Source organism: Acetobacter ascendens, assembly GCF_001766235.1.
Classification (GTDB): Bacteria; Pseudomonadota; Alphaproteobacteria; order Acetobacterales; family Acetobacteraceae; genus Acetobacter; species Acetobacter ascendens.
The window spans coordinates 2,759,309-2,781,952 of the sequence record NZ_CP015164.1 but is presented as its reverse complement, the minus strand read 5'-3'; the positions used below and the strand labels follow the sequence as shown (position 1 = coordinate 2,781,952).

Genomic DNA, 22,644 nt, shown 5'->3' with positions numbered 1-22,644 from the left:
TTAACGTCCTGAAAGCAGTGCAGAAGGATGGTTGGTGAGGAAGTCTGACAGGAAACGCAGGGAGCGCGCTGTCTGCCCCAACTGCACCACCATGGATTGCAGATTTCGATGGAAATCACTGTTGCCGCCATAACTGGCTAGCAGACGGTTGGCATTTTGCAGGGTTTGATCAAGCTGCTGTGCCATTTCTGGCAAACGCTTGCTCAGCGGAGCAACGCCGTTACGCAAATCATGCGTAAGAGCCTGCAGGTTCTGCATGGAATTCCGCAACCCAACCAGAGACTGCTTAACATCCGGGGTGACAAGTGTCTGATCCGCATGTGCCAGCAGGTTATTGGCATTTGTACCAATCTGTTCAAACGGCATAGCGGCCAAGCGAGACGTAATGGTGGAAAGGGAATCCATAATCCCGCCCATACCACCTGCCTGGCTTGGAATAACCAGCGTTGCGCCTTCCATACTGGTTGTGGCGGGTGCTGGGTTCTTGATGAAGTTAAGGGAAATCATCCCCTCACCCGTCAGGAAACTGACACTGTCTGTTGAAGCACGCAGACCATTCGCCACCAAAGTGCGGAACATGTCTGTCAGATTGTTGTTCCGCAGTTCAGCCGAAGACAGCACACGTTCAGGCTGCACTTCCATACCGATACGTACGCGCGGATGTCCGGGATTGGAGCTTAGATCCAGCTTTACGCTGGTTACATTCCCCACCTGAATCCCAAACATCGTCACCTGGCTGCCAACGTCCAACCCTTTGACAGAAGACATAACATAGGTAGCAAGCGGCACACGCTCACGGTAGCCCGCGTTATCTGCATCCTCATGCGTATCATACAGCTTGAAAACCGTATTGGCCGGAGCTTCTGAAGCTGGATGCAAACGGCTTTCCGCAACCGGAGGCAAACCAAAAGCCACGCCACCAGAAAACAAAGCCTGCAAGGATTGCAGCTGCACCTTAAGCCCACCAGCACCAAACCCAACCTTAACGCCAGAAACGTTCCAGAAACGGGAATTGGTGTTCAGGTAATGATCATATGGCTCACGCACAAAAATCTGGATCATCACCGGGCCGCGTCCGCCGGGTGGCATGGTGTAACCCAGCACTTCCCCCACATCCACGTCGCGGAAGAAAACAGGCGCCCCCTGCCCGATAGAGCCGATATTGCCCGCTACCAACGTATAAATACGCCCTGGCTGATCTGAACGCACACCCGGAGGGGCTTCTAGCCCTTCAAACGTTGTGGTGCGCTTACCAGCAGGGTGGCCATTCTTGTTCAGCCCCGGGTCGAACGCAATATACGCGCCAGACATCAGGGTTTCCAAACCGGTAATGCTCGCCCCGTTGATACGCGGACGCACAACCCAGAACCGGCCGCTATCCGTAAGCATATCGTTCGTACCCTTGTTCATACGGATACGCACTTTGACATGCCGCAAGTCATCGGTCAGCGAGACACCTTCCACCGTGCCCAGCACCACAGATTTGTTTTTCACCTGTGTCTGGCCGCTGGTCAGGCCATCTGCCGTATCAAATACAACGGTAATTTCTGGCCCATTGTCCATAAAACTGCGCCAGACCAGAAAGCCCGCAATCAGCACGGAAACAATAGGAATAATCCAGATAATGGAAAACCGAATGCGCCTTACCAGAGCATCCTGAGCACTTTCCCCTTCTGGAGGAGAGAAATGATTATCACTGTGTCCGTTCACGCCCTGTCCGGCTCCATGTTGTCCCAATATGCAGCGGCCTCAATTTTTGCCGGACAATTTTGTCCGGCATCGGTTGGGGCCGTATCGCCGTTTTTGCCCGCTGCATCCCACATCAACCGAGGATCAAATGCATGCACTGCAAAAATTGTCAGCACCACCACGGCGGCAAAACATACCACCCCGCCATTAGCACTGATGCTGGCCATACTGCTGAAGCGCACCATGGCCACCAGAATGGAAACCATGAATACGTCAATCATAGACCAGCGCCCGATAACATCTACCAGCCTGTACAGTCTGGATCGGGCAGCCAGATTTCGCGCAGAATGGTATTTGGTGCTGATAACCATAAACATCAGCCCGATAATTTTAAGAACAGGCACCAAAACACTGGCAAACAGCACCAGCAGGGAAAGCGGAATCATATTGCTCTCCCACAGTTCTATGGCCCCTTCTACAATGGTGTGCCCCGTCCCTGCACCCAGCCGGATAACAGTCATGACCGGGTAGATATTGGCAGGCAGATAAAACACCACGGCAGAAACAAGCAGCGCCACGGTACGGGCAATGCTATCAGGCTTGCGTTGGCGCAGCACATGCCCGCAGCGAGGGCAAAACCCTAACGGAGCTGTCTGATCCAGCTTTTCATCAAACAGCAGCACAGCGGAGCAAGACAGACAGGACACCATATGGCTAGCTGGGGACATCTGGTCATTCGGGCCTATTTCCTCGCACGATAGGCGTACGCGCTTATTATCCATCCGCCGCAAGCTGGTATCTGTTTGCCTGCGCCGCCAGATCAGTTCCGTATCCAACGTGGCATCTGTGGCAGACATGGTGACCATAAGTGAGGCCACCAGAAAGACCGCTGCCCCCACCTGCACATAAGCCATATCTGACAGCTTGGTGTAGGCCACGAAAACACCCAGAATATACACTTCCACCATCGACCACGGGCGCAGGCGTTCATACCACTTAAGAAGATGCGGCACCCAGAACGGTAGTTTGGGCTGAAGTGCACCAACCAGCACCAGCATCATCATACTGATAACAAGCCCCGGCACAATAATGGTGGCTATGGCCACCAACACACCAATTTCGCCCCAGCCCTCATGCAATAACTCTATCGGGCCGGTAAGAATATCTACGGTTCTCTCCCGCCCATACAGATCCAACATCATCAATGTGGAAAGCAGCATGGCCAAATAGAGGGACGCCGAACTGATGCAAAAGGCTAGCGGTGTTGCAATGGGAGAGGTGCGATTGCGTCGATCAAGCAATTGCCCGCATCGGCAACAGCGTGCCTGTGTTCCGGGTTTAAGCTCGGACAGATGCTGGTAATGACCACAGCAAGGGCATTCCACAATGCCCTGCACAAGCCGAACATGCCGCTTTTCATCAACCGGAACATTCTGCCCGGGATTAAGGGCCTCCCGCACCAAGCCAAATAACTGCGACATGTTCATACGGATAGTTCTTAAAACGAAAAAACCGTTCCGTCACACTCAAAACAGAATGGCACCCCTGCTTAAAGCCAGAAATGACGTTTTGTTGTTGCCCAAACCTCTAGGTAAATTGCAGTTTTCCCTTGCGTAGGCACAGGGATCATGATAGTCACCGCCCCGCAAACAAAATGTGCCCGCTTAGCTCAGTTGGTAGAGCACGTCATTCGTAATGATGGGGCCGGTGGTTCGAATCCGCCAGCGGGCATTTCCTTTTGCGCTTCCCAAAATACTGAATGCACTTTTACATTACCCTGTAAAAATGCGTTTTATATCCATCCATTCAAACACTTTTACTGCTTTGGTGGTGTATTCAGCTTGTACAAACTTATAAGCAAATGACGACCGTTAGAGTAATTCAGCCCACCTACTGTGCCGAGGCTGACGGCATTTTCCGCTTTATTACCCAATGCTGCCATAAATGCGGGGGCATCTCGCTGATCAACAAGTGCCACCGTGCACTTTGCATCTGCCTTCATAGCTGCTGCCGCATTTTCTGCTCCTGTGAGCAGCACCTTGCCACCCAGCAGAAAGACCAGGCTTGGCTCAGAAAAGGACACTGACACCACGTGCGACTCTGCACACGGCTGATGTGCCTGCACTAGTGCTGTCAGACGCGGGGCCAACCAGATGCTTTGCAACTGCGGCACCACAACCGTAAACAGCCCCACATAGAGCAGTACAGCCGCAGCCACACTGCTTAAAGCAGCCTGCTGCAAACGCGCGCGTGAAATAAACCATGCTGAAAGGCCAACCAGCGGCAATACCCCCAAGGCCAAAACAATAGCCGCTGCCGATATTTGGTGTTCAAGCACCCACACCAGTGTTGGACCAGCAACGGCCAAGGCCATACCCACCAGAGCCCATGCAACAGCATAAATGCCTAGAAATACCTTGCCCCAAACACGCACAGGCCACTGACGCCACACCTCTCCACCCTGAGCCAGAAACGCGGCTGTAAGAATGGCAATGGCCGGGTAAGTAGGCAGCACGTAATGCGGAAGCTTTGTAGCAATAGCCTCAAACACCAACCAATGCGGCACAATCCAACACAGCAAATAGCGCACGGTTTCTTGTTTACGTGCACGCCAAACCAGAGGCGCTACACAGGCTGCAAAAAATGATCCGGGCCAAAATGCCAATAGGAAAACCAACAAGTGGTATCCTGGCGGCAACCCATGCGCTTGCTGCCCAGATGCAACCTTGCCCAAAAAGTTGGTGCCAACAGCATTCCGAAAAAATTCACCGTGGCTTACAATCCCAATAGCTACACACCACGGCACCAGAATAGCGGCAGATAAAAGCCAGCCCCATGCCGGACGCATTCTGCGCCACAGACCAAAATCTCGATCCAGCATCCCCAACACCAATGGTGTCGCAAGAGATGGAATAAGAATAACCGGCCCTTTCAGCATCAGACCGCAGCCAATGGCACCCCAATACAGCAAAGCACGTTTTATTGGTGTGGCCACATCTTGCTGGCGATCTCGTAAAGCGCCTGTGAGCGCCAACTGTGCGAGCAGCACCGTAAGCAGCAAGCAGGAATCGATTGTGGCCATACGGCTTTCTGCTGCAACCAGCACAGAAGCCATAAACAACAAGCCCGCACCAAGGCCGACCGAAGCCCCAAACAGCATAGAGCCAATAAGTGCTGTAAGAACAACAGCGCCAGACATGGCCAGAAGTGAAGGAATGCGATACGGCCAAACAACCCGTTGATGCTGCATTCCTGTAAGAGAAACGGCAGCAGCTTCTAGCCAGTAAATACCAGCAGGCTGTAAATAACGTGGTTTGTCCTGAAAACGCACATCTACAAAATTGTGCGATTCTAGCATCTGCGCCGTGGCTTCCATATATCGGGGTTCATCCCGATCAAATGGTGGCGTAACAGCCCGTCCCGGCAGAAACAGCAAAAAAGCAGCAAGGCCTAAAAGCAGCAGGGCTTTAAAAGAAAGAGGCTGATGACCGTTTTTTTGCTTCAACATTCACGAATCGATTTTGGAAGATGCGTACGATTCCGTAACCACATCACGCCCAGCAGATCACGCACCCCAACCACGGCACGATTGAAGTTGGTATATTTGGAATGCCCATGCAAACGCGGCCGGTGTGTAACAGGATGGCACACCAACGGCACACCATAAGATGCAAACAGCGCCGGCAGAAAACGATGCAAACCTTCAAACTGCGGCAAGCGCAGAAAGTCTATTCGCTGGAAAATTTTGATAGGTGCTCCTGTATCTGGGCACTGATCATTTAAAAGTTTCTGCCGCAACCCGTTAGCAAAACGTGTTGCAAAACGGCGGGACCAACCATCTTTACGGCGTGTACGCACCCCTACAACAAGTGGGGCCCTACCCTTGGTTGCCTGCACTTGCGCAAGAGAAACCAAAGTGCCGAGCTCACGCGGGTCATCCTGCCCATCGCCATCAATAGTGGCAATCCATGTACCACGGGCTGCCGTAATACCTGTGCGTAGGGCAGCAGACTTACCGCAACGCCGATCATGTGAAAGAATGCGTAAGCTTGGCAAACATTCATCCCGTAAACGTTGTAAAACTTCTACGGTCTGATCTTGGCTACCATCATCTACAAAAACAACTTCGGCCACAGGCAATTGCTGCATGGCCTCCGCCAGCTCTCGGCAAACCTGTGGCAGATTATCCTGTTCATCCAAAACAGCAATAACGATGCTCAGTTCACACTGAGCATCGTTATGCTGTGACGGTGAGGCTGAAACCAGACCTGTCACGTATTCACCATTCAGCTGATAATGTTTCAGGCTGCCTTGCGCGCAAGAGCGGCAGGCAAACCAGCCAGTGCCTGATCAACAAGCCCTGCGGCTTTCTGCTCATCAAGCGTCTGAGGAATAACACCGTTGGCAGCCTGTACGGCCACATCAATTGCCAACTGGCGCACTTCTTTAACAGCAGCGCGTTCTACAGCTGCAATACGATCACGCGCCATTTGTTCATGGCGCTGCACAGCGGCTTCTGCCTCTGCACGTGCTTTCTGGGCCATTTCAGCAGCCTGCTGATGAGCCTGCTCGACGTAAGACTTAGCTTCTGCCAGTGCCTGCTCACGATCACGCGTGGCATCTTCCAGCATCTGCTCAGCTTCTCTTCTCAAGCGGGCGGCTTCATCAAGTTCTTCACGGATACGGTTGGCGCGGCTATCCAGAATGGTGGCAATAGGCCCCCAAATCTTTTTACCAACCAGCACAAAGAACAGAACAAACGAAACAGCGACCCAGAAACCCGCTTCGTGAAAAATGCCAGACATGACGAAAATTCCCCCGGAGCTGGTCAGATAGTGCTGTGCGCCGAAGCGCTTTCAACCTTCTGGGCAACAAGCTGAGCATCAGGCACAATACCCGTCAGACGCTGAACCAGAGCCTGCGTGGTATCACCCGCAATTTCTTTAAGCGCGCTCAATGCACGCGTTTTTTCCTCAGCCACGCGTTTTTCAGCATCAGCAATTTCTGCTGTTACTCGCGCATTAATTTCCTGCATCTGCTGTTCGGCTGCTTTATGTTCTTCTGCCAGAACCTGATCAAGATGCGCCTGGGCTTCTGCCATAGCATCTTTACGGGCCTGCTGAAGTTCAGCAACAGCTTTATCGGCATCCTGCTTGGCCGCACGTGCAATTTCCAGATCCCCGGAAATACGCTTGCTGCGGTCTTCCAGCACCCGGGCAATACCGGGCAGCATGGCCTTGCTGAGCGCCATATAAAAGACGAAGAAAATTACCGCACCCCACATAACCTGACCGGTTACAAGGGGGTTGGCAAAATCTAGCTGAGGCATTCCCGTGGCGTATGCACCAGGCGCGGAAACGGCCAGAAGAGACACACCGGAAACCGTTGCGAACAGGCCGGCACGAAGCATCTTCTTAATCACACCCACAGGAATGTTCTCCTCTTTCCTGAAAGCTTTCTCAGACGAACAGGATCAGGAACGCGATCAGCAGCGCGAACAGAGCGATAGCTTCTGTTAGAGCAAAGCCGAGCATACCCAGACCGAACACATGCGGACGGGAAGCCGGATTGCGCGCAATGCTGCTTACCAGCGTGGAGAAGATGTTGCCGAGGCCGATACCAACGCCGGCAAGGGCGATCACGGCGATACCTGCACCGATTTCCCGGGCTGCAGCGATGTCCATATCAGTCACTTCCTTGTTTCAAGTACAGTTCAAACGAAACGGGCAAAGCAGCTCCTCAGTGAGCCACGGCCTCCCGCAGGTAGATGCACGTTAGAATGGCAAACACATAGGCCTGCAACACACCAACAAGCAACTCAAGAGCCATCAGTGCCACGTTAATGGCAATCGGCCCAACCGCAAACACGTCACCCACCACACCAAAACCGGCGAGCATGATAACAAAGCTTGCGAAAATATCGAACATGACATGCCCGGCAACCATGTTGGCGAACAGTCGGATGGAGAGGCTGACAGGACGCGAAAGAAAAGAAAGAATTTCAATCGGGATCAGCAGCGGAGCCAGAAACGGGCTAGCGCCTTCCGGCATGAAGTGCGCAAAGAAACGCAGCCCCTGCACCTTAAGGGAAACAATAACCGTAAGCACAAACACCATCATGGCGAGCGCGAAGGTTACGGCAATATGGCTGGTGAATGTAAAGGAAAACGGCAGCAGACCAATATAGTTACCGGCCAGGATAAAGAAGAACAGAGTGAAGATGAACGGGAAGAAAGCCGTGCCTTCTGGCCCAATCGTATCAACCGCCATGTTATGAATAAATTCGTAACAAACTTCTGCCGCAGCCTGTAAACGACCGGGAACCACCGCAGCTGGACGCATACCAAAATACAGGAATGCGAGAACCAGACACACTGCCACAATCATGTACAGGGGGGATTGGCTGAAACGCAATGCTTCGCCCAACCCACCAAGAACGGGATGAAGCTCAAACTGTTCAAGTACGTTGATGCTGGAACCGCCCGCCACAACCGCTCTCCTAAAACCCTTTACCGCATCCGAATCGTATTCGGATTACAGCTTCTTACTTGCCGTCTATCGACTTGACCAGCCGCCAAACATTCAGCACGCCAGCACCTCCGCCCATCAGTGCGAAGAGAATGAGAAAAACCGCCCGGGTTTTCAGCCAGTGATCCAGCTCCCACCCAATTGCAACGCCTACTATCAGCGCTGAAAGCATTTCAGCCCCAGCCCTAAGCGCCAACCCAGGAAGAGATTGCTCTACAGCATCCTCTTTCTCGGCTGAATTTTCCTTTTTCTCTAGGCCAGAGCGACGTTCTGCCGCCTTCAGCCGAGCACCAAAGGAATCGTTACCGTTCTTACTCATTCTTCGCCCCTTCAGAGGGGTGCAGGCGCTTGCTAACGGGGCTGTCATATCCTGTCAAGAAACCATGATGGGTAGATGCATCAAAATCTGCCTTTTCCACCATAATTCTCCACAAAAAATCAGACTGTGTCAGCCACACCCACTAAACCGCGTGCATAATCCACTGCGGAAAAAGGTCGCAGATCTTCTGCCTGTTCACCCACACCCACGGCATGCACAGGCAGCCCAAACTGATCAGCCAGAGCCACCACAATGCCCCCACGGGCAGAACCATCCAATTTTGTCACAACCAAACCGGTCACATTCACAAGTTCGCGAAACACCCGAACCTGCTCCACGGCATTCTGGCCAGTTGTGGCATCCAGCACCAACAGCACAGAGTGTGGTGCCGTTTCATCGAACTTACGCATGACGCGGATAATTTTGGCAAGTTCTTCCATCAGCGCACTTTTATTGTGCAGGCGGCCTGCCGTATCTACAAACAGTAGATCCGCCCCTTCAGCCTTACCGCGCTTAAGTGCTTCAAAAGCCAAACCGGCTGCATCTGCACCGGGAGGACCGGCAATAACCGGACAACCGGTTCTTTCCCCCCAAATTTGCAACTGCTCCACCGCAGCGGCGCGGAAGGTATCACCCGCCACCATCATCACCTTCTTACCTTCCTCGGTAAAAAAGCGGGCCATTTTGCCAATGGTGGTTGTTTTTCCTACGCCATTCACACCCACCACCAACACAACATGCGGTTTATGCGCAGGATCAGGCTCAAAAGGTTTGGCAACAGGCTCCAGAATTGCGGCGATTTCATCCGCCAAGGTGGTGCGAATTTCTTCGTCCGTCACCTCGGTGCCAAAACGAGAGGATCGGAAGGATTCGATAATACGTTCTGCAACAGCCGGACCCATATCTGCTGTAATCAGCAGATCTTCCAGCTCTTCCAGTGCTTCATCATCCAGCTTGCGCTTGGTGAAAATGCCCGTAATACCCCCACCCAGCTTTTGGGTAGAACGTGACAATCCCTGCTTGAGACGAGAGAAAAAACCAAGCGCCATCTCAGATCCTTTCCACCACCAACCCTGCACTATCGGCCATTGTGGGTTGAAGGGTTATAATTTCCCCCACTTCGGCTTCACCTTGAGCAAGCCGCACCGGGGCAAACTGCTCACTATGACCGGCAGTTGGGGTTTCCATCAGCACACGTAGGGGCTGACCTATAAGACTTTTATAATACCGAGCCGCAGAGGCTGCCCCCACTTCCCGCAATTGCGCAGCACGCGCTTTGCGTTCAGGCACAGGCACTGCACGCATACGCGCGGCAGGCGTTCCAGGCCGTTCACTATACGGAAAGACATGTAGATACGGCAGCGCCTGCTGGGCAAGAAAACTGCGTGTTTCTTCAAACAGCGCTTCGTCTTCTGTTGGGAAACCCGCAATAACATCAGCACCAATACCAATATCTGGCCGCAAGCCCCGGGCACGCTCTACCACCCGCGCGGCATCTGCCACCAAATGCCGCCGCTTCATGCGCTTAAGAATCAGGTCAGACCCAGCCTGTAAGGACAAATGCAAATAGGGCATAAAACGTGGCTCTTCGGCCAAAAGCTGCCAGATATCTTCATCAATCTCTACCGGATCAACAGAAGAAAGGCGCATCCGCTCCAGTTCTGGTACCAAACGGAGCACACGACGGCAAAGCTGACCAAGAACCGGTTTGCCGGGCAAATCTTCTCCCCAAGATGTCATATCCACCCCAGTGAGCACGACTTCCCGATACCCAGACTGCACCAGAGCACGCACCTGCTCCACCACAGCACCAACAGGCACAGACCGAGAAGGCCCGCGCCCAAATGGAATGATGCAAAACGTACACCGATGATTACACCCTTGCTGAACTTGCACAAAGGCCCGTGTGCGGCCTGCAAATTCAGTCACCAGATGCGCAGCGGTTTCCTTGGCGGCCATAATATCGGACACAGCAAATGGCTGAGACAAAGCGGCAGCAGACCAGCTTTCGGCCTTCAGCTTTTCCTCATTCCCCAGCACACGGGCTACGCCGGGCAGATCGCTCCAGCTTTCGGGGTTAATCTGGGCAGCACACCCCGTCACCACAATGCGAGCATCCGGGTTTTCACGATGTGCACGGCGAATAGCCTGACGCGCCTGACGCTCTGCCTCCCCCGTAACGGCACAGGTGTTCACGATAATAACATTATCCAGTGAAGCTGCGTGGTTGCGCATGACTTCACTTTCCCATGTATTCAGACGGCAGCCAAATGTGAGAATTTCCGGCTTACTCATTCCGGGTAAGCGGCCAGATCAACCGTCCCTTCAAAAGCTGTTGTTGCAGAACCCGTCATGAACACATGATTATTGTCTGCCCATTCAATCCGCAAAATGCCGCCATCCAGCTCTACTTCACATACGCGCTCTACCAAACCGCGCCGCGCCGCATTTACCACTGCAGCGCATGCGCCTGAACCACAGGCCTCCGTCACTCCGGCACCACGCTCATGCACCTTGAGCCGCATACGTGCTGGCCCATCAATGCGCGCAAAACCAATATTTGCCCGTTCGGGAAAAAGCGGATCATGCTCCAGCGCATGCCCTTGGGAAAGGTGCACAAAATCTTCCACAAAAAACGTTGCGTGCGGGTTTCCCATAGATGCGGCGGCAGGGTCACCCTCCAATGGCAGATGCAGGGTATCCATTTCCGCCGCCAAAGGCACATCCTGCCAGTTCAGGCGGGGTTCACCCATATCTACCGTAATCAGGCCGTTTTTTTCTATCTGCGCAGGCAGGCGTCCAGCGCGCGTTTGCAACACAGGAGTTCTGTTTCCTGTTTCCCGCCAGATCAGATCGGCCACACAGCGCGAAGCATTTCCGCACGCACCGGCTTCCGACCCATCGGGATTAAAAAAACGCACAAACACATCCGCCCCTTCCGCACAGGCGGGGCGCAACGTTACCAACTGGTCACACCCAATTCCACGGCGCCTATGCGCCAAGGCAGCAATACGGGCTGACGTAAGGGACAAATGCCCATCGCGCTCGTCCAGAATGACGAAATCATTCCCCAGACCATGCATTTTACGGAAAGATGTCAGCATGCTGTGGCTTATACGCCACTTTAAGCGCCGATGCCATGAGAGAAAGCAGCCAGCAGGCCCGGAAATCAGTCTTTTCCGCACCCTACTGGCATAATTGTAACGCGCTTACAGGAAGCGTCCCGGAGCACCGCGTTGCAATACTTCAATTTTATAACCATCTGGGTCTGTCAGAAAGAAGAACTGCCCAACCACTTGGCCTTTATTTTCCAGCGTTTTAACTGGTGTAACAGGGTGTCCGGCAGCTTCCATACGTGCATGTTCAGCCTGCACATCTGCAACAGACACAGCAAGATGGCCGTAACCCTCCCCTAAATCATAAGATTCCGTCCGCCCGTGATTAATGGTGAGTTCAAGCTCAAAAGTCTGCTCATCATTGGCCAGATACACCAGCGTGAAACTCTCAAATTCAAACCGCCCCACAGGTTTAATGCCTAGTGTATCTGCATAAAAATGCGTGGATCGTGCCTCATCCAACACCCGCAACATGCTGTGGATCATCTTGGCCATAAAAATATTCCTTTACCAAACAGAGCATAATAAAAACCAATGCCTGTGCTTAACGCACATCTTTTTTCCTTGAAATTATTTTTTAAGGAGAGAGCTCTTTACGGCAAGCCAAGGAAAATGGTTCACATTCATATAAGAACCACTTCAACAATATTTGAAAAGCGAATGCGCATCTTCCGTCAGTTTTCCTGCCGCATGGCACGTCATATCAAAACAGGCCTATGCATGGGCACTGTACTGGCCTCTGGCGGAATGGCCATGAACTACGCCTATGCCGCGGCGGATGATGCAGCCTCGCTCGATGCGCTGGAACAGCAGATTTCCCGCATTCAAACCGAACAGCGCGAATTACAAAAAGCGCTGGTAAGCGTGCAAAAACAGATTGCCCAGCGCCGTGGCACTGTACACGCCAGCAATGGTAATTCCACGGCAAGCAGAGCTGTTTCTGGCAGCCACCGTGCTGTTGCCAGTTCAGGCTCTGGCGTAACTGTTGCTATGCAAGATGGCACAATTGCCAGCACTACCTCCACTGATCCGGGCATTAGCGCACCAGCTTCAACACGCTCTGGCGGCTCCCTGCGCCACGCTATGGGTCCAGATGCACAACCCGTGTTTTCTGGTAAAAACGATACCCCGGAAGTGGAATCTGTTGTCGGGCATCGTGCAGAAGAGATGATTGCCCGCATTGCAGACAACCAGGTTGGCGCGCACCAGCGTGAAACGGCTGGCGCACAGGCCGCTGGCGCGCTGGGTGACCACGGGGTGTTCCACCTTGGGCCGGTTACCCTCATTTTGGGTGGGTTTCTGGATGCCGCTGCGGTGGAATCAAACCGCCATACATCCACCGGCACCTTCAACTATTGGGCGGACATGCCTTACAAAGGCGATGCCCGTTACCATACCGATAACTTTGAAGGCAGCGCACGTTACAGCCGAATTTCCCTTATGGCCCGCGGCAACGTAGATAAAAACTCCACCATTTCCGGCTTTTACGAAATGGACTTCGGAGCGGGTGCCTCCACAACAGATCCTTACGAAAGTAACAGTTACACCTTCCGTATGCGCCAACTTTATATGGCCTACGATAACAGTGCTCTGAACTTTCACTTTCTGGCCGGGCAAGCGTGGAGCATGCTAACACCGGGCCGTGTGGGTATTATTCCTCGTCAGGAAAATCTGCCACTCACCATCGAATCCTCCATGCTGGCAGGCCAAACGTGGGCGCGGCAGCTACAGTTCCGATTTGTAAAAGACTTCTTCCAGCACAGACTGTGGGCTGGTCTTTCCATCGAAAACTCAGCCACGCTGTATAATGTTGATAGCTTTTCTAGCGTGACAGATGGGCAAGTACGCCTGCCAAACGGACGCATTGCAACTGTAGGGTATGACGGCACCGGCCTGACAAACGATGCCCTCTTCCCCAACGAAATTGCCCCAGACATTATTGGCAAGCTGGCATGGGACCCGCACTGGGGCCATTACGAAGTTGAGGGCATTCTACACTTTCCTCATACCCGCGTTTCTGAGCTTGGCGGCGGACGCAACCATACTGCCATTGCTGGCGGTGGTGGTGGCTCTGTTGTGCTTCCTGTTCTTCCGCACAAGGTGGAAGTGCAGCTTGCCGGTTTGGCTGGAGTGGGTATTGGCCGCTACGGCTCTGTGTTGCTGCCAGATGCTACGCTTAATTCCAAAGGTGAGCCCTCACCGATTCCATCCATACAAGGCACGGCTGGTGTGATTGCCCACCCTAACCAGCTTATCGATGTCTATGGTTATTTTGGATATCAGCAAGCTGGCCGTCGTTACTTTAATTCCAATGGCTCTGCATATGGGTATGGCAACCCATCGTTTGATAACAGCGGCTGTAATATTGAAATGGCCACCGAGCTTTCAACTCTGGGCTGCACAGGCAACACCCGCAGCGTGATGGAAGCAACCGTTGGCGCATGGTATCGTTTCTTCAAGGGACATTACGGCACTGTAGAAGCCGGTTTGCAGCTTGCTTATTCCCGCCGCAAGGCTTGGGAAGGGCTGGGGGGCGCCCCAAGTGCTGGTATGAGCCAGGTTTTTATGGATTTCCGCTATCTTCCTTTCCAGTAAAAGCGCATAATTCCTGTGCTATAAAATCATGCAGTACAGGGTTCTGCCGTCAAACTACTAGCTTTTCCGGGCAGGAACCTTTATCTCGCATTTCTATTCCCGTTGCCCGGATCCGGATTGTATGCCTTTTCAGAATGCTCCTGCCCCTCTCGCTCGTGCTCTTGCTGCACGTGGCTTTACTGCTCCTACCGCTGTTCAGGCCGCCGTTCTGGCCGATGATGCCAAAAATCGCGACCTGCTGGTTTCAGCCCGCACCGGATCTGGCAAAACTGTTGCTTTCGGCCTGACGCTGGCTGACCTGCTCCTGAATGATGCAGGCCGCTGCGTGCCATCTGGCGCACCTATCGCTCTGGTAATTGCCCCCACGCGTGAACTTGCCTTGCAGGTACGCAGTGAGCTGGAATGGCTGTATGCCGAAACCGGCGCGCGCATTGTTTCCTGCGTTGGTGGCATGGAACCCCGCAAGGAAGCCCGCGCCCTTGCCTCTGGCTGCCACATTGTTGTGGGTACGCCGGGCCGTCTGTGTGACCATTTGCGCCGCGGTGCGCTTGATCTTTCACACCTGAAAGCCGTGGTGCTGGATGAAGCAGATGAAATGCTTGATCTGGGCTTCCGTGATGAGCTGGAAACCCTGCTGGACGCCATGCCCAAAGAGCGGCGCACCCTGCTGTTTTCCGCAACCATTGCACGTGACATTGCAGCCCTTGCACGCCGCTATCAGCAGGATGCCCTGCGCATTGATACGGTAGGGACAAACACCCCCCATGCCGATATTACCTACCGCGCTGTTCTGACAGAACAAGGCGATATGGCTGGCACGGTTGTAAACGTGCTGCGGCTGATGGAATCCTCTGCTGCTATTGTTTTCTGCCATACGCGTGAAGCTGTGCGCCAGTTGCAGGCGATTCTGACAGAACGCGGTTTTTCCTCCGTCGCCATTTCAGGTGATCTGGGGCAAAACGAACGTAGCCGCGCCATAGAAAGCCTGCGCCACGGCCAAGCCCGTGTGTGTGTGGCAACAGACGTGGCCGCCCGCGGTATTGATATTCCGGATCTGGGGCTGGTTATCCATGCCAGCCTACCTTCCAACCCAGCCACTTTGCTGCATCGTTCCGGTCGTACGGGCCGTGCGGGCAAAAAAGGCACCTGTGTGCTGCTGGTACCGCCCGCACGCAGAAGATTGGCAGAACGGCTGCTTCAGGCTGCCAAGGTAACCGCAGAATGGAGTGGTGCCCCTACTCCGGCAGCTATTGCCACAGCAGATGCTGAGCGCCTTTTAGGTGCACCATTCCTTTCTGCACCAGCACCAGAAGATGCAGAAACACAAACGCTGATTGGTCGCCTTGCCGCCGAACATACGCCAGAACAACTGGCTGCGGCTCTTGTTGGCCTATGGCATAAAAGCCTGCCGGCTCCTGTTTCCGTGCGAGTTATTACACCAGATGCGCGCCGCGCTGCCCCGCGTGAGCGTGACCCCAACCGCCCTGTGCGCGAAAGAGAACGCGCACCTGCGATGGATGGCAAATGGTTCCGCCTTTCTGTTGGTCGTGAAGATCGGGCAGACCCCAAATGGCTGGTACCCATGCTGTGCCGCTTGGGGAACATTAAAAAGCAAGATATCGGCTCTATCCGCATCACGCAGGACCATACTCTGGTTGAAATTTCCCCCGATAAAGCCGAGCAGTTTGCGTCTTGCGCCTCTGCAACGGACCCGGATGAAATTACAGTGGAACCTGCAGCCGCACCCCGCAAAGGCGGCGGCGGTGGTGGACCTCGCCCGGCCTATGCTGACCGGAAACCAAAAGGTGGCCGTTCTTTTGCACCACGCCGGGAAGGCGCTAGCAAAAACAATTCTTCCCGTAAGCGTAAACCAAAATAAATCTTATAGGTATCTCCCCATCAGGCCGCCGGAAGGCGGCCTGATGCAGTTTAAGCCAGCCTTACAAAGGCGGCAAAGTGGTTGCATCGCGCAGGTCTGAAGAAACCCGATCTTTCTGAGCTTTCCAAGCCTTCCGCGTATTTTCCCCCGCATTATTCCAACGGTCTGTAACGTTCTTTTCCGCATTGGTTACACGGTCACGCTGAGCTTGCAACTTCTGGCGTGCTTCCTCGCCGCTATTATTCCAGCGGTCTCGCACGTTCTTTTCCGCATTAGTCACACTGTCACGCTGCTGCTGCAACTGTTCACGCGTTGCTTGGGTGCTGTTGTTCCAACTATTTCGCACCTGATCCCGCGCAGCCTGACCGCTATTCCTGAAACCAGATGTCAGATTATTTGTATCATTACGCACGCTGTCACGCGTTGCATTCAATTGGTCTTTTGCATCTTGCTGCAAACAACCTGTCAGAGACAGACACGGATCAGCATGTGCCAAAGACGTTGTGCCTGCCAGAGCTACTACAGATAAACTCATCACCGCAAATTTCTGAACAAATCGCATAATAACCTATTCTTTCTTCAATTCTGTCCACACGGAGTGGAGCGTTGATGAATTTTTAGACATGTAATTCTGGCAAAAAATAGTCCACCCCGGCCCTTGCGAGAACACGATTGCAGACGCAGCATAGCGGCAAGTATTTTCGACAGATCCAAGGATTATGCGTATCGTGATGAAACCTGGTTTCCACCCGGCAAAGTGGCCAAACTTTAGTAAGCTGAAGCTTGCTGGCTCTTTGGCGGTTGCCCTTAGTCTATCCACCTCAGCCATAGCCGCAACCGAGCCATCACCACCACCAGCTAAACCTACACCCCCAGTAACAGGGCCTGCTCCGACACAAACGCAAACTGATACATTTCACAATGAAGCAGCCCTGCTGCCTCAGGATGCCATCACCCATCACACTGGCATTTTTGATAAACGCAAGATCTCTTACACAGCCCATACCGGTACCCTGACCTTACGGGATGATGAAGGTGCTCCTACTGCACGTGTTTTTTACGTTGCCTATACGCAGGATGGCGTAGATCCGGCTCATCGGCCTGTTGCTTATTTCTTTAACGGTGGCCCCGGTGCAGGTACGGCTTACCTACATTTAGGCGCAGTTGGGCCTTCTATTCTCTCTTTTCCTAATGGGAACCCAGCAGATGGTGCCAATGCACAGCTCACACCCAACACGGAAAGCTGGCTGGCTGCGACAGATCTGGTGTTTATAGATGCACCAGGCACTGGCTGGTCTATCCCTACAGATGCTAAAAAAGCTGCCAAGGCATTTTACGGCGTCAAACAAGATGCACACGCATTTGCCAAAGCTATTCAACTTTGGGCACAAAGCAACAATCGGCAGATTTCTCCGCGTTATCTTGTAGGTGAAAGCTACGGTGGCCTCCGCGCCATTGAAGTGGCCGATGCCCTAGCGCAGGATCAGAATATTCTGGTGAATGGGATCATCATGATCTCCCCGGCGCTGGATATGACATTACTGGATACAGCCAATGATATTCTGGCAACCAGTTTTGTACTACCCTCTCTGGAAGCATCCCAGCTTGCGCTACAACATAAACTGACGCCAGAAAACGCTGCTGGGCGTTTAGATAGTGCTTACCATTACGCCATTGGCCCATTTCTCAGCACGCTGGCCAATGCGCCACTTGCCGGAAACGCCGCACAGGATTTTTACGAAGACGTTGCCACGCATTCAGGCATACCGCTTGAGACGGTGGCAAAAGAACGCGGCATGCTGCAACCAGAAGCCCACGATGTACGCAGCCGTAACGGGCGACTTTATTCCCTTTACGATGGCACATTTTCTATTGCTGACCCGTTCCCCGAAGGTGTGGAAAATGGTGCAAGCCCTGATCCGATTCTGGATGGCTTTACCCGTGCCTATGGCAGCGCATTTGAACAATATGCTGCCACGAGCCTGAATTTCCGCACGCCGCTAAGCTATTCTCTTTTGAACATGAAGGTGAATGAGGCGTGGGATTATCGGGATGGGGGCAGCCCCATTGTCCGTCCTATTCCGACACTGCGCCGCCTTTTGGCACTTAACTCTACCCTGCGGGTTTTTATTGCCAATGGGTATTATGATCTCGTCTGCCCCTTTGCCTCATCCCGCTGGGTGGCTGAGCATATTCCTGTAGGCAGAAACCGCATTGCCCTGCACACTTACCCCGGCGGGCATATGATTTACATCCGGGCAGACAGCCGCGCAGCACTCGCGCAGGATGCCAAAACTTTCATGACACCATAAAAAAACGGGTGGGGAATTTCTTCCCCACCCGTTTTTGCCAAACGGTAAACCGTTTTTCCTGACAGATCAGCGCTTGCTGAACTGGAAGGAACGACGAGCCTTGGCACGACCGTATTTCTTACGTTCCACCTTACGAGAGTCACGCGTAAGGAAGCCAGCAGCCTTAAGGATGCTGCGCAGTTCTGGTTCGTAATGTGTCAGCGCGCGGCTGATACCATGACGAACAGCACCTGCCTGACCAGACAGACCACCACCCGTTACGGTGCAAACCACATCGAACTGGTTGTAGCGGTCAGACACAAGGAAAGGCTGGGTCAGCAGCATGCGCAGCACGGGGCGCGCAAAGTATGTGCCAACCGGGCGACCGTTAACGGTGATTTCACCCTTGCCAGGCTTGATCCACACGCGAGCAACTGCGTCCTTACGACGGCCTGTTGCATAGGAGCGGCCCTGAGCGTCACGCTTGGCTTCATAAACCGGGGCGTCAGAAGCAATTTCTGGAACCACGGTCTTCAGATCGGCCAGCGTGCCTGTACGTTCCTGAGTTTCAGACATTCTGCTCAGCCCTTCTGCACGTTAACAACGTTCTTGCGGTTCATGGCCGCAACATCAAGCTGCTGGGGGTTCTGGCCAGCATGCGGGTGTTCTGCACCAACATAAACATGCAGGCTGCGCATCTGCTGACGCTGCAGCGGACCGCGTGTGATCATACGTTCCACTGCTTTTTCAACCAGCTGACCCGGATTTTTGCTTTCAAGACGCTGCTTTACAGTGCGTTCCTTGATGCCGCCGGGGTAACCGGTATGATAGTGGAAGAGCTTCTGATCAGCCTTACGGCCTGTCAGGGCAACTTTTTCCGCGTTGATGACAACAACGTGGTCACCGCAATCGACATGCGGAGTAAACTGAGGCTTATGCTTGCCGCGCAGGCGCTGGGCAATGATGACGGCGAGACGACCTAGAGCGAGACCTTCGGCATCGATCAGGATCCAGTTCTTCGTCACCTCCGCGAGCTTCAGCGAGAGGGTGGTCTTCATGACACTGATTCCATACTAGAACAGTTGTGTATCCAAGATGGCGCCTTATGCGGTGCCCAAAACAAAACGTCAAGCACTGTTTGCGTTGATGTCTGTATTTTCAGGGGGTTTTCTATAGGTAACATGTTACCGCATTAGCGCTTGCAGCCCCATCCACCATGCACTAAAGCTGGTTTTGTGTCCTGAAACAGTAGGATTTCCAACGGGTGAAGAAGAACGTTCTGGTCATGATTTCCGGCATTGCCATTCTAGGTGGCATTGGTTGGCTTGGCGCACGCCATGCCGAACACCTTATGCTGGACAAAAGCATAGAGCGTTTTAGGCAAACCTTGGGGCCTGATGCTTCTTTTACATATAAAAAAGCCACACCTGGTGTGCTGGGGCGCAGCGTAAAGTTTACCAGCCTTGTGTTCCGCCAAGGGCCAGAAACCATAACTGCAGATGAAGCTGAGGTTTCCAAACCCGTTACCAAAGGCTCCGAGTCCCCACTTATTGAGCATCTTTCCTTCCGTAACTTTCAGATGGCAGATACGGCAGGTAGCCTGCACTTGGCAAAACTGGCCATGGAAGGTGTTACGCTCCCTGTAAAGGAAGACGTGCACACACCAGCGCACACGCTTTCCATCCAGCATGCAGAGGCCACAAAGCTGCACGGGTTTATTGATAGCCTGCAATCCGACATCTCTGCTGATACCGTTACAGTAGATGATTTTGGGGAAAGCATGGCTTCGCACCTTGAGGCCGCAAAGCTACAATTTTCTGCGGATGTACCCCCTGCCCGCCATGTTTCTGCTGAGCATGTTGGCATTGATGGGCTGGATCTGGCTGGATTGTACAATAGCCTTACAACCGGTGCGGCCTATACCGGTCGCAATGGCACCCGTGACATTCAGATTGATCATCTTGCCATTGATGCCGACAGCCCACTTTTACGCGCCGTGAAAATTCTTTCCCATTCCAGCAAGTCTGAATCCGCTGAACAGGAAGTTTCCAGCGTGCAGGATGCAGAACTCTGGCCCAGCTTGCCCAATATGTCGTGGTTGCCCACCTTGGGTTACGATCACCTGCGGGCCTCTCTGGTTCTCAACGATACGCACGATCTGAAAACAGACAAACTGCATATTGAAGAACTGAGCATAGATGCAGCCCAGATGGGCCGCCTGCACTTGGATGGAGACTTTGCGCAGGCAGGTTCCCACGCTGTTGTAGCCGCAAATGCAGACATGCAGGTTTTACACATGCACATGAACTATATGGATCATGGGCTTGTACCTAAAATACTGGATCAGGCTGCCAAGGCGCGCAACATGAACCTACGGGATATGCTGTCTGGCTGGCAGGAGCAGACCAAACAGGGCAATAACCCGATTCTGACCCAAGCACTTGCCTATGCCCTGCACCCTGAAAAAGGCCCGTTGGATATCTATATTCAACCGCAACGTCCTCTCCCTCTCATGACAGTTCTGGCATCTTTGGGGGCTGTGGGCGTGGCACCACAAATTGCGCAGCAGGTCGGCCTTTCCCTGCATACGCCGTAATGTTGCCCCTTCATACGCTTCAGCCTGCACCAGACCCTGTTCATGTTATTGGAGCATCGGGTCGTTCTGGGCGAGCTGTGTGTCAGGCTTTACTGGCACAGGGTGTTCCCGTTGTTCCGATTGTGCGCAACGCCAGTCGGGCAACCGGATTAGAAAATATCCGCATTGCCGATTTAACCGCCCCTACAGAGCAGGTAAAACCTGTATTGGCAGATGCCACGCGTATTGTGTGCACAGCGCATGCACGTAATATCCCAGCCTTATTGGCTGCTGCGCCTGCTTCTGCCAAACTGGTATGCTTGGGCAGCACACGTAAATTTACACACTGGCCCGATGCACATGGCAATGGCGTTCTGTTAGGTGAAAAAGCCCTTCTGGACTCCGGGCGGGATAGTATTATTTTACACCCCACCATGATTTATGGTGCTCAGGGTGAAAATAACGTGCAGCGCCTAGCAGCACTCCTACGCTTTTTGCCAGTTATCCCTTTACCCAATGGCGGCACAGCTTTGGTGCAGCCTATCTGGCAAGGAGATGTGACTGCCAGTATTCTGGCTGCACTTGCACAGATATGGCATGGCCCACGTAGCCTTGTAATTGCCGGGAAAAACGCCGTAACCTACAAACAATTTGTAACTTTAGTGGAACAAGCCAGCGGATTACGCCCGCGCCCATTTATTTCATTACCCGCCAAATTGCTTATGGCGTGTGCCCGTGTAACCTCTCGGATTCCGGGGCTACCTGAAATCGGGCCAGACGAAATTCGCCGCCTGCTTGAAAACAAGAATTTTGATATTGCGCCAATGCAGAATTTTTTAGGCGTGCAGCCCATAGATCTGCAGGAAGGATTGGCGCGTACCTTTGCAGGCTAATTCGCGCCAACCTTTGATTCTACAAAATCAAGAATCTTTATGGGTGTCTTTTCTGGCAGCACCACCCCGTGGGCGCACTGCTGGCAGCATGTTGCCGGTTACAGCATAATAAACGCGCTCTGCAATGTTGGTGGCATGGTCACCAATACGTTCCAGATTTTTTGCCACAAACAGAAGATGGATACACGGACCGATCTTGCGCGGATCTTCCATCATATACGTCACCAGTTCACGGAACATGGCTGTGTACAGCTCATCCACAGCCGTATCCGCATTCCATACTTCCATGGCGCGGGTGCTGTCATTTTCCACCATGGCCTCAATAGCCTTGTGCAGATTTTCCTGAACAAGGCGTGCCATAGCCCGTAACGGGCTGAAGGAAAATGCGCCATCCAGAGGTTCCACCTTCATGGCACGGCGAGCAATACTGGAGGCATAATCGCCAATACGTTCCAGATCACCACTCATTTTCAGAACGGCAACAATCATACGCAAATCTACCGCCATTGGCGCACGTAGAGCCAGAATGCGGATCGCCAGCATTTCTGCCTCACGCTCAAACGCATCCACCTCTGTATCCAGTTCGGGAGGTTCAATCGCGGCTTCTTCGTCCTGATCCACCACTGCGGCAATGGCCTGCGCTGTCTGGCGTTCCACCAAACCACCCATGCGGACAACAATTCCACGCAGGCGATCAAGCTCCTGATCGTATCGGGTAACGGTATGTGCTGGTTCGTTTCCCATAACGTGTTCCTTTCT

22 protein-coding genes and 1 tRNA gene are annotated in these 22,644 nt (G+C 53.2%); 6 read left to right on the top strand and 17 right to left on the bottom strand.

All coding sequences use genetic code 11. The features are described from left to right. Both A4S02_RS13575 and A4S02_RS13570 read right to left on the bottom strand, forming a co-directional pair. Positions 1 to 1,710 (bottom strand): PqiB family protein, encoded by a 1,710-nt coding sequence (locus A4S02_RS13575; RefSeq protein ID WP_070324085.1) that lies wholly within the window; start codon positions 1,708 to 1,710, stop codon positions 1 to 3. Next, entirely contained in the window at positions 1,707 to 3,176 is a 1,470-nt protein-coding gene (locus tag A4S02_RS13570) for a paraquat-inducible protein A (protein WP_070324084.1), read from the bottom strand. Before A4S02_RS13570 ends, A4S02_RS13575 begins: the two co-directional genes overlap by 4 nt. Positions 3,177 to 3,347: 171 nt before the next feature. Between A4S02_RS13570 and A4S02_RS13565 the strand changes: the two genes are divergently transcribed. Continuing rightward, positions 3,348 to 3,420 (top strand) — tRNA-Thr (locus A4S02_RS13565). Between the two features lie 85 nt (positions 3,421 to 3,505). Here A4S02_RS13565 and A4S02_RS13560 read toward each other — a convergent pair. From A4S02_RS13560 to A4S02_RS13510, 11 genes are all read right to left on the bottom strand, one after another. Further along, positions 3,506 to 5,197, bottom strand: coding sequence for an ArnT family glycosyltransferase (locus A4S02_RS13560; protein WP_070324083.1), 1,692 nt, complete (start codon positions 5,195 to 5,197; stop codon positions 3,506 to 3,508). Continuing rightward, positions 5,191 to 5,964 (bottom strand): glycosyltransferase family 2 protein, encoded by a 774-nt coding sequence (locus A4S02_RS13555; protein ID WP_070324082.1) that lies wholly within the window; start codon positions 5,962 to 5,964, stop codon positions 5,191 to 5,193. Before A4S02_RS13555 ends, A4S02_RS13560 begins: the two co-directional genes overlap by 7 nt. A gap of 26 nt (positions 5,965 to 5,990) precedes the next feature. Beyond that, a complete protein-coding gene (atpF, locus tag A4S02_RS13550; protein ID WP_019088569.1) occupies positions 5,991 to 6,494 on the bottom strand; it encodes a F0F1 ATP synthase subunit B in 504 nt (167 codons plus the stop codon). Between the two features lie 23 nt (positions 6,495 to 6,517). Next, positions 6,518 to 7,099, bottom strand: a complete 582-nt coding sequence (locus A4S02_RS13545; RefSeq protein WP_026019292.1) for a F0F1 ATP synthase subunit B family protein — start codon at positions 7,097 to 7,099, stop codon at positions 6,518 to 6,520. 49 nt (positions 7,100 to 7,148) lie between these two features. Continuing rightward, positions 7,149 to 7,373 carry an ATP synthase subunit C family protein gene (locus A4S02_RS13540; RefSeq protein ID WP_003624142.1) on the bottom strand — a complete coding sequence of 75 codons (225 nt, stop codon included), beginning with the start codon at positions 7,371 to 7,373 and terminating at the stop codon, positions 7,149 to 7,151. Positions 7,374 to 7,428: 55 nt separating this feature from the next. Beyond that, positions 7,429 to 8,178, bottom strand: a complete 750-nt coding sequence (locus A4S02_RS13535) for a F0F1 ATP synthase subunit A (protein ID WP_003624139.1) — start codon at positions 8,176 to 8,178, stop codon at positions 7,429 to 7,431. Positions 8,179 to 8,233: 55 nt separating this feature from the next. Further along, the gene (locus A4S02_RS13530; protein ID WP_070324081.1) at positions 8,234 to 8,536 is read right to left on the bottom strand and encodes an AtpZ/AtpI family protein; all 303 of its coding nucleotides are present in this window, start codon (positions 8,534 to 8,536) and stop codon (positions 8,234 to 8,236) included. A gap of 119 nt (positions 8,537 to 8,655) precedes the next feature. Next, positions 8,656 to 9,585 (bottom strand): signal recognition particle-docking protein FtsY, encoded by a 930-nt coding sequence (gene ftsY / locus A4S02_RS13525; RefSeq protein ID WP_070324080.1) that lies wholly within the window; start codon positions 9,583 to 9,585, stop codon positions 8,656 to 8,658. 1 nt (position 9,586) lies between these two features. Then, the gene (gene mtaB / locus A4S02_RS13520) at positions 9,587 to 10,831 is read right to left on the bottom strand and encodes a tRNA (N(6)-L-threonylcarbamoyladenosine(37)-C(2))-methylthiotransferase MtaB (protein ID WP_070324079.1); all 1,245 of its coding nucleotides are present in this window, start codon (positions 10,829 to 10,831) and stop codon (positions 9,587 to 9,589) included. After that, positions 10,828 to 11,640: a diaminopimelate epimerase gene (gene dapF / locus A4S02_RS13515; RefSeq protein ID WP_070324078.1), complete on the bottom strand. Its 813-nt coding sequence runs from the start codon at positions 11,638 to 11,640 to the stop codon at positions 10,828 to 10,830. The genes mtaB and dapF overlap by 4 nt, the downstream gene beginning before the upstream one ends. A gap of 105 nt (positions 11,641 to 11,745) precedes the next feature. Continuing rightward, entirely contained in the window at positions 11,746 to 12,147 is a 402-nt protein-coding gene (locus tag A4S02_RS13510; RefSeq protein ID WP_019088576.1) for a VOC family protein, read from the bottom strand. A gap of 45 nt (positions 12,148 to 12,192) precedes the next feature. On the opposite strand from A4S02_RS13510, the gene A4S02_RS13505 reads away from it, so the two are divergent. Beyond that, positions 12,193 to 14,247 (top strand): hypothetical protein, encoded by a 2,055-nt coding sequence (locus tag A4S02_RS13505; RefSeq protein WP_070324281.1) that lies wholly within the window; start codon positions 12,193 to 12,195, stop codon positions 14,245 to 14,247. Between the two features lie 121 nt (positions 14,248 to 14,368). Beyond that, complete coding sequence (locus tag A4S02_RS13500) at positions 14,369 to 16,126, top strand: DEAD/DEAH box helicase (RefSeq protein WP_019088578.1); 1,758 nt, start codon at positions 14,369 to 14,371, stop codon at positions 16,124 to 16,126. Between the two features lie 61 nt (positions 16,127 to 16,187). On the opposite strand, the gene A4S02_RS13495 is transcribed toward A4S02_RS13500, so the two are convergent. Continuing rightward, the gene (locus A4S02_RS13495; RefSeq protein ID WP_228142400.1) at positions 16,188 to 16,661 is read right to left on the bottom strand and encodes a hypothetical protein; all 474 of its coding nucleotides are present in this window, start codon (positions 16,659 to 16,661) and stop codon (positions 16,188 to 16,190) included. Positions 16,662 to 16,845: 184 nt separating this feature from the next. Between A4S02_RS13495 and A4S02_RS13490 the strand changes: the two genes are divergently transcribed. Further along, a complete protein-coding gene (locus tag A4S02_RS13490; protein ID WP_070324076.1) occupies positions 16,846 to 18,438 on the top strand; it encodes a S10 family peptidase in 1,593 nt (530 codons plus the stop codon). 66 nt (positions 18,439 to 18,504) lie between these two features. On the opposite strand, the gene rpsI is transcribed toward A4S02_RS13490, so the two are convergent. Further along, complete coding sequence (rpsI, locus tag A4S02_RS13485) at positions 18,505 to 18,993, bottom strand: 30S ribosomal protein S9 (protein WP_003624653.1); 489 nt, start codon at positions 18,991 to 18,993, stop codon at positions 18,505 to 18,507. A gap of 5 nt (positions 18,994 to 18,998) precedes the next feature. Continuing rightward, the gene (rplM, locus tag A4S02_RS13480; RefSeq protein ID WP_070324075.1) at positions 18,999 to 19,475 is read right to left on the bottom strand and encodes a 50S ribosomal protein L13; all 477 of its coding nucleotides are present in this window, start codon (positions 19,473 to 19,475) and stop codon (positions 18,999 to 19,001) included. A gap of 206 nt (positions 19,476 to 19,681) precedes the next feature. Here rplM and A4S02_RS13475 point away from each other — a divergent pair, with 206 nt between their 5' ends. Then, complete coding sequence (locus A4S02_RS13475; protein WP_070324074.1) at positions 19,682 to 21,013, top strand: hypothetical protein; 1,332 nt, start codon at positions 19,682 to 19,684, stop codon at positions 21,011 to 21,013. Next, a complete protein-coding gene (locus A4S02_RS13470; protein WP_070324073.1) occupies positions 21,013 to 21,885 on the top strand; it encodes an SDR family oxidoreductase in 873 nt (290 codons plus the stop codon). Before A4S02_RS13475 ends, A4S02_RS13470 begins: the two co-directional genes overlap by 1 nt. Before the next feature lie 27 nt (positions 21,886 to 21,912). On the opposite strand, the gene phoU is transcribed toward A4S02_RS13470, so the two are convergent. Beyond that, positions 21,913 to 22,629, bottom strand: a complete 717-nt coding sequence (gene phoU / locus A4S02_RS13465; RefSeq protein ID WP_070324072.1) for a phosphate signaling complex protein PhoU — start codon at positions 22,627 to 22,629, stop codon at positions 21,913 to 21,915. Between the last annotated feature and the right edge of the window lie 15 nt (positions 22,630 to 22,644).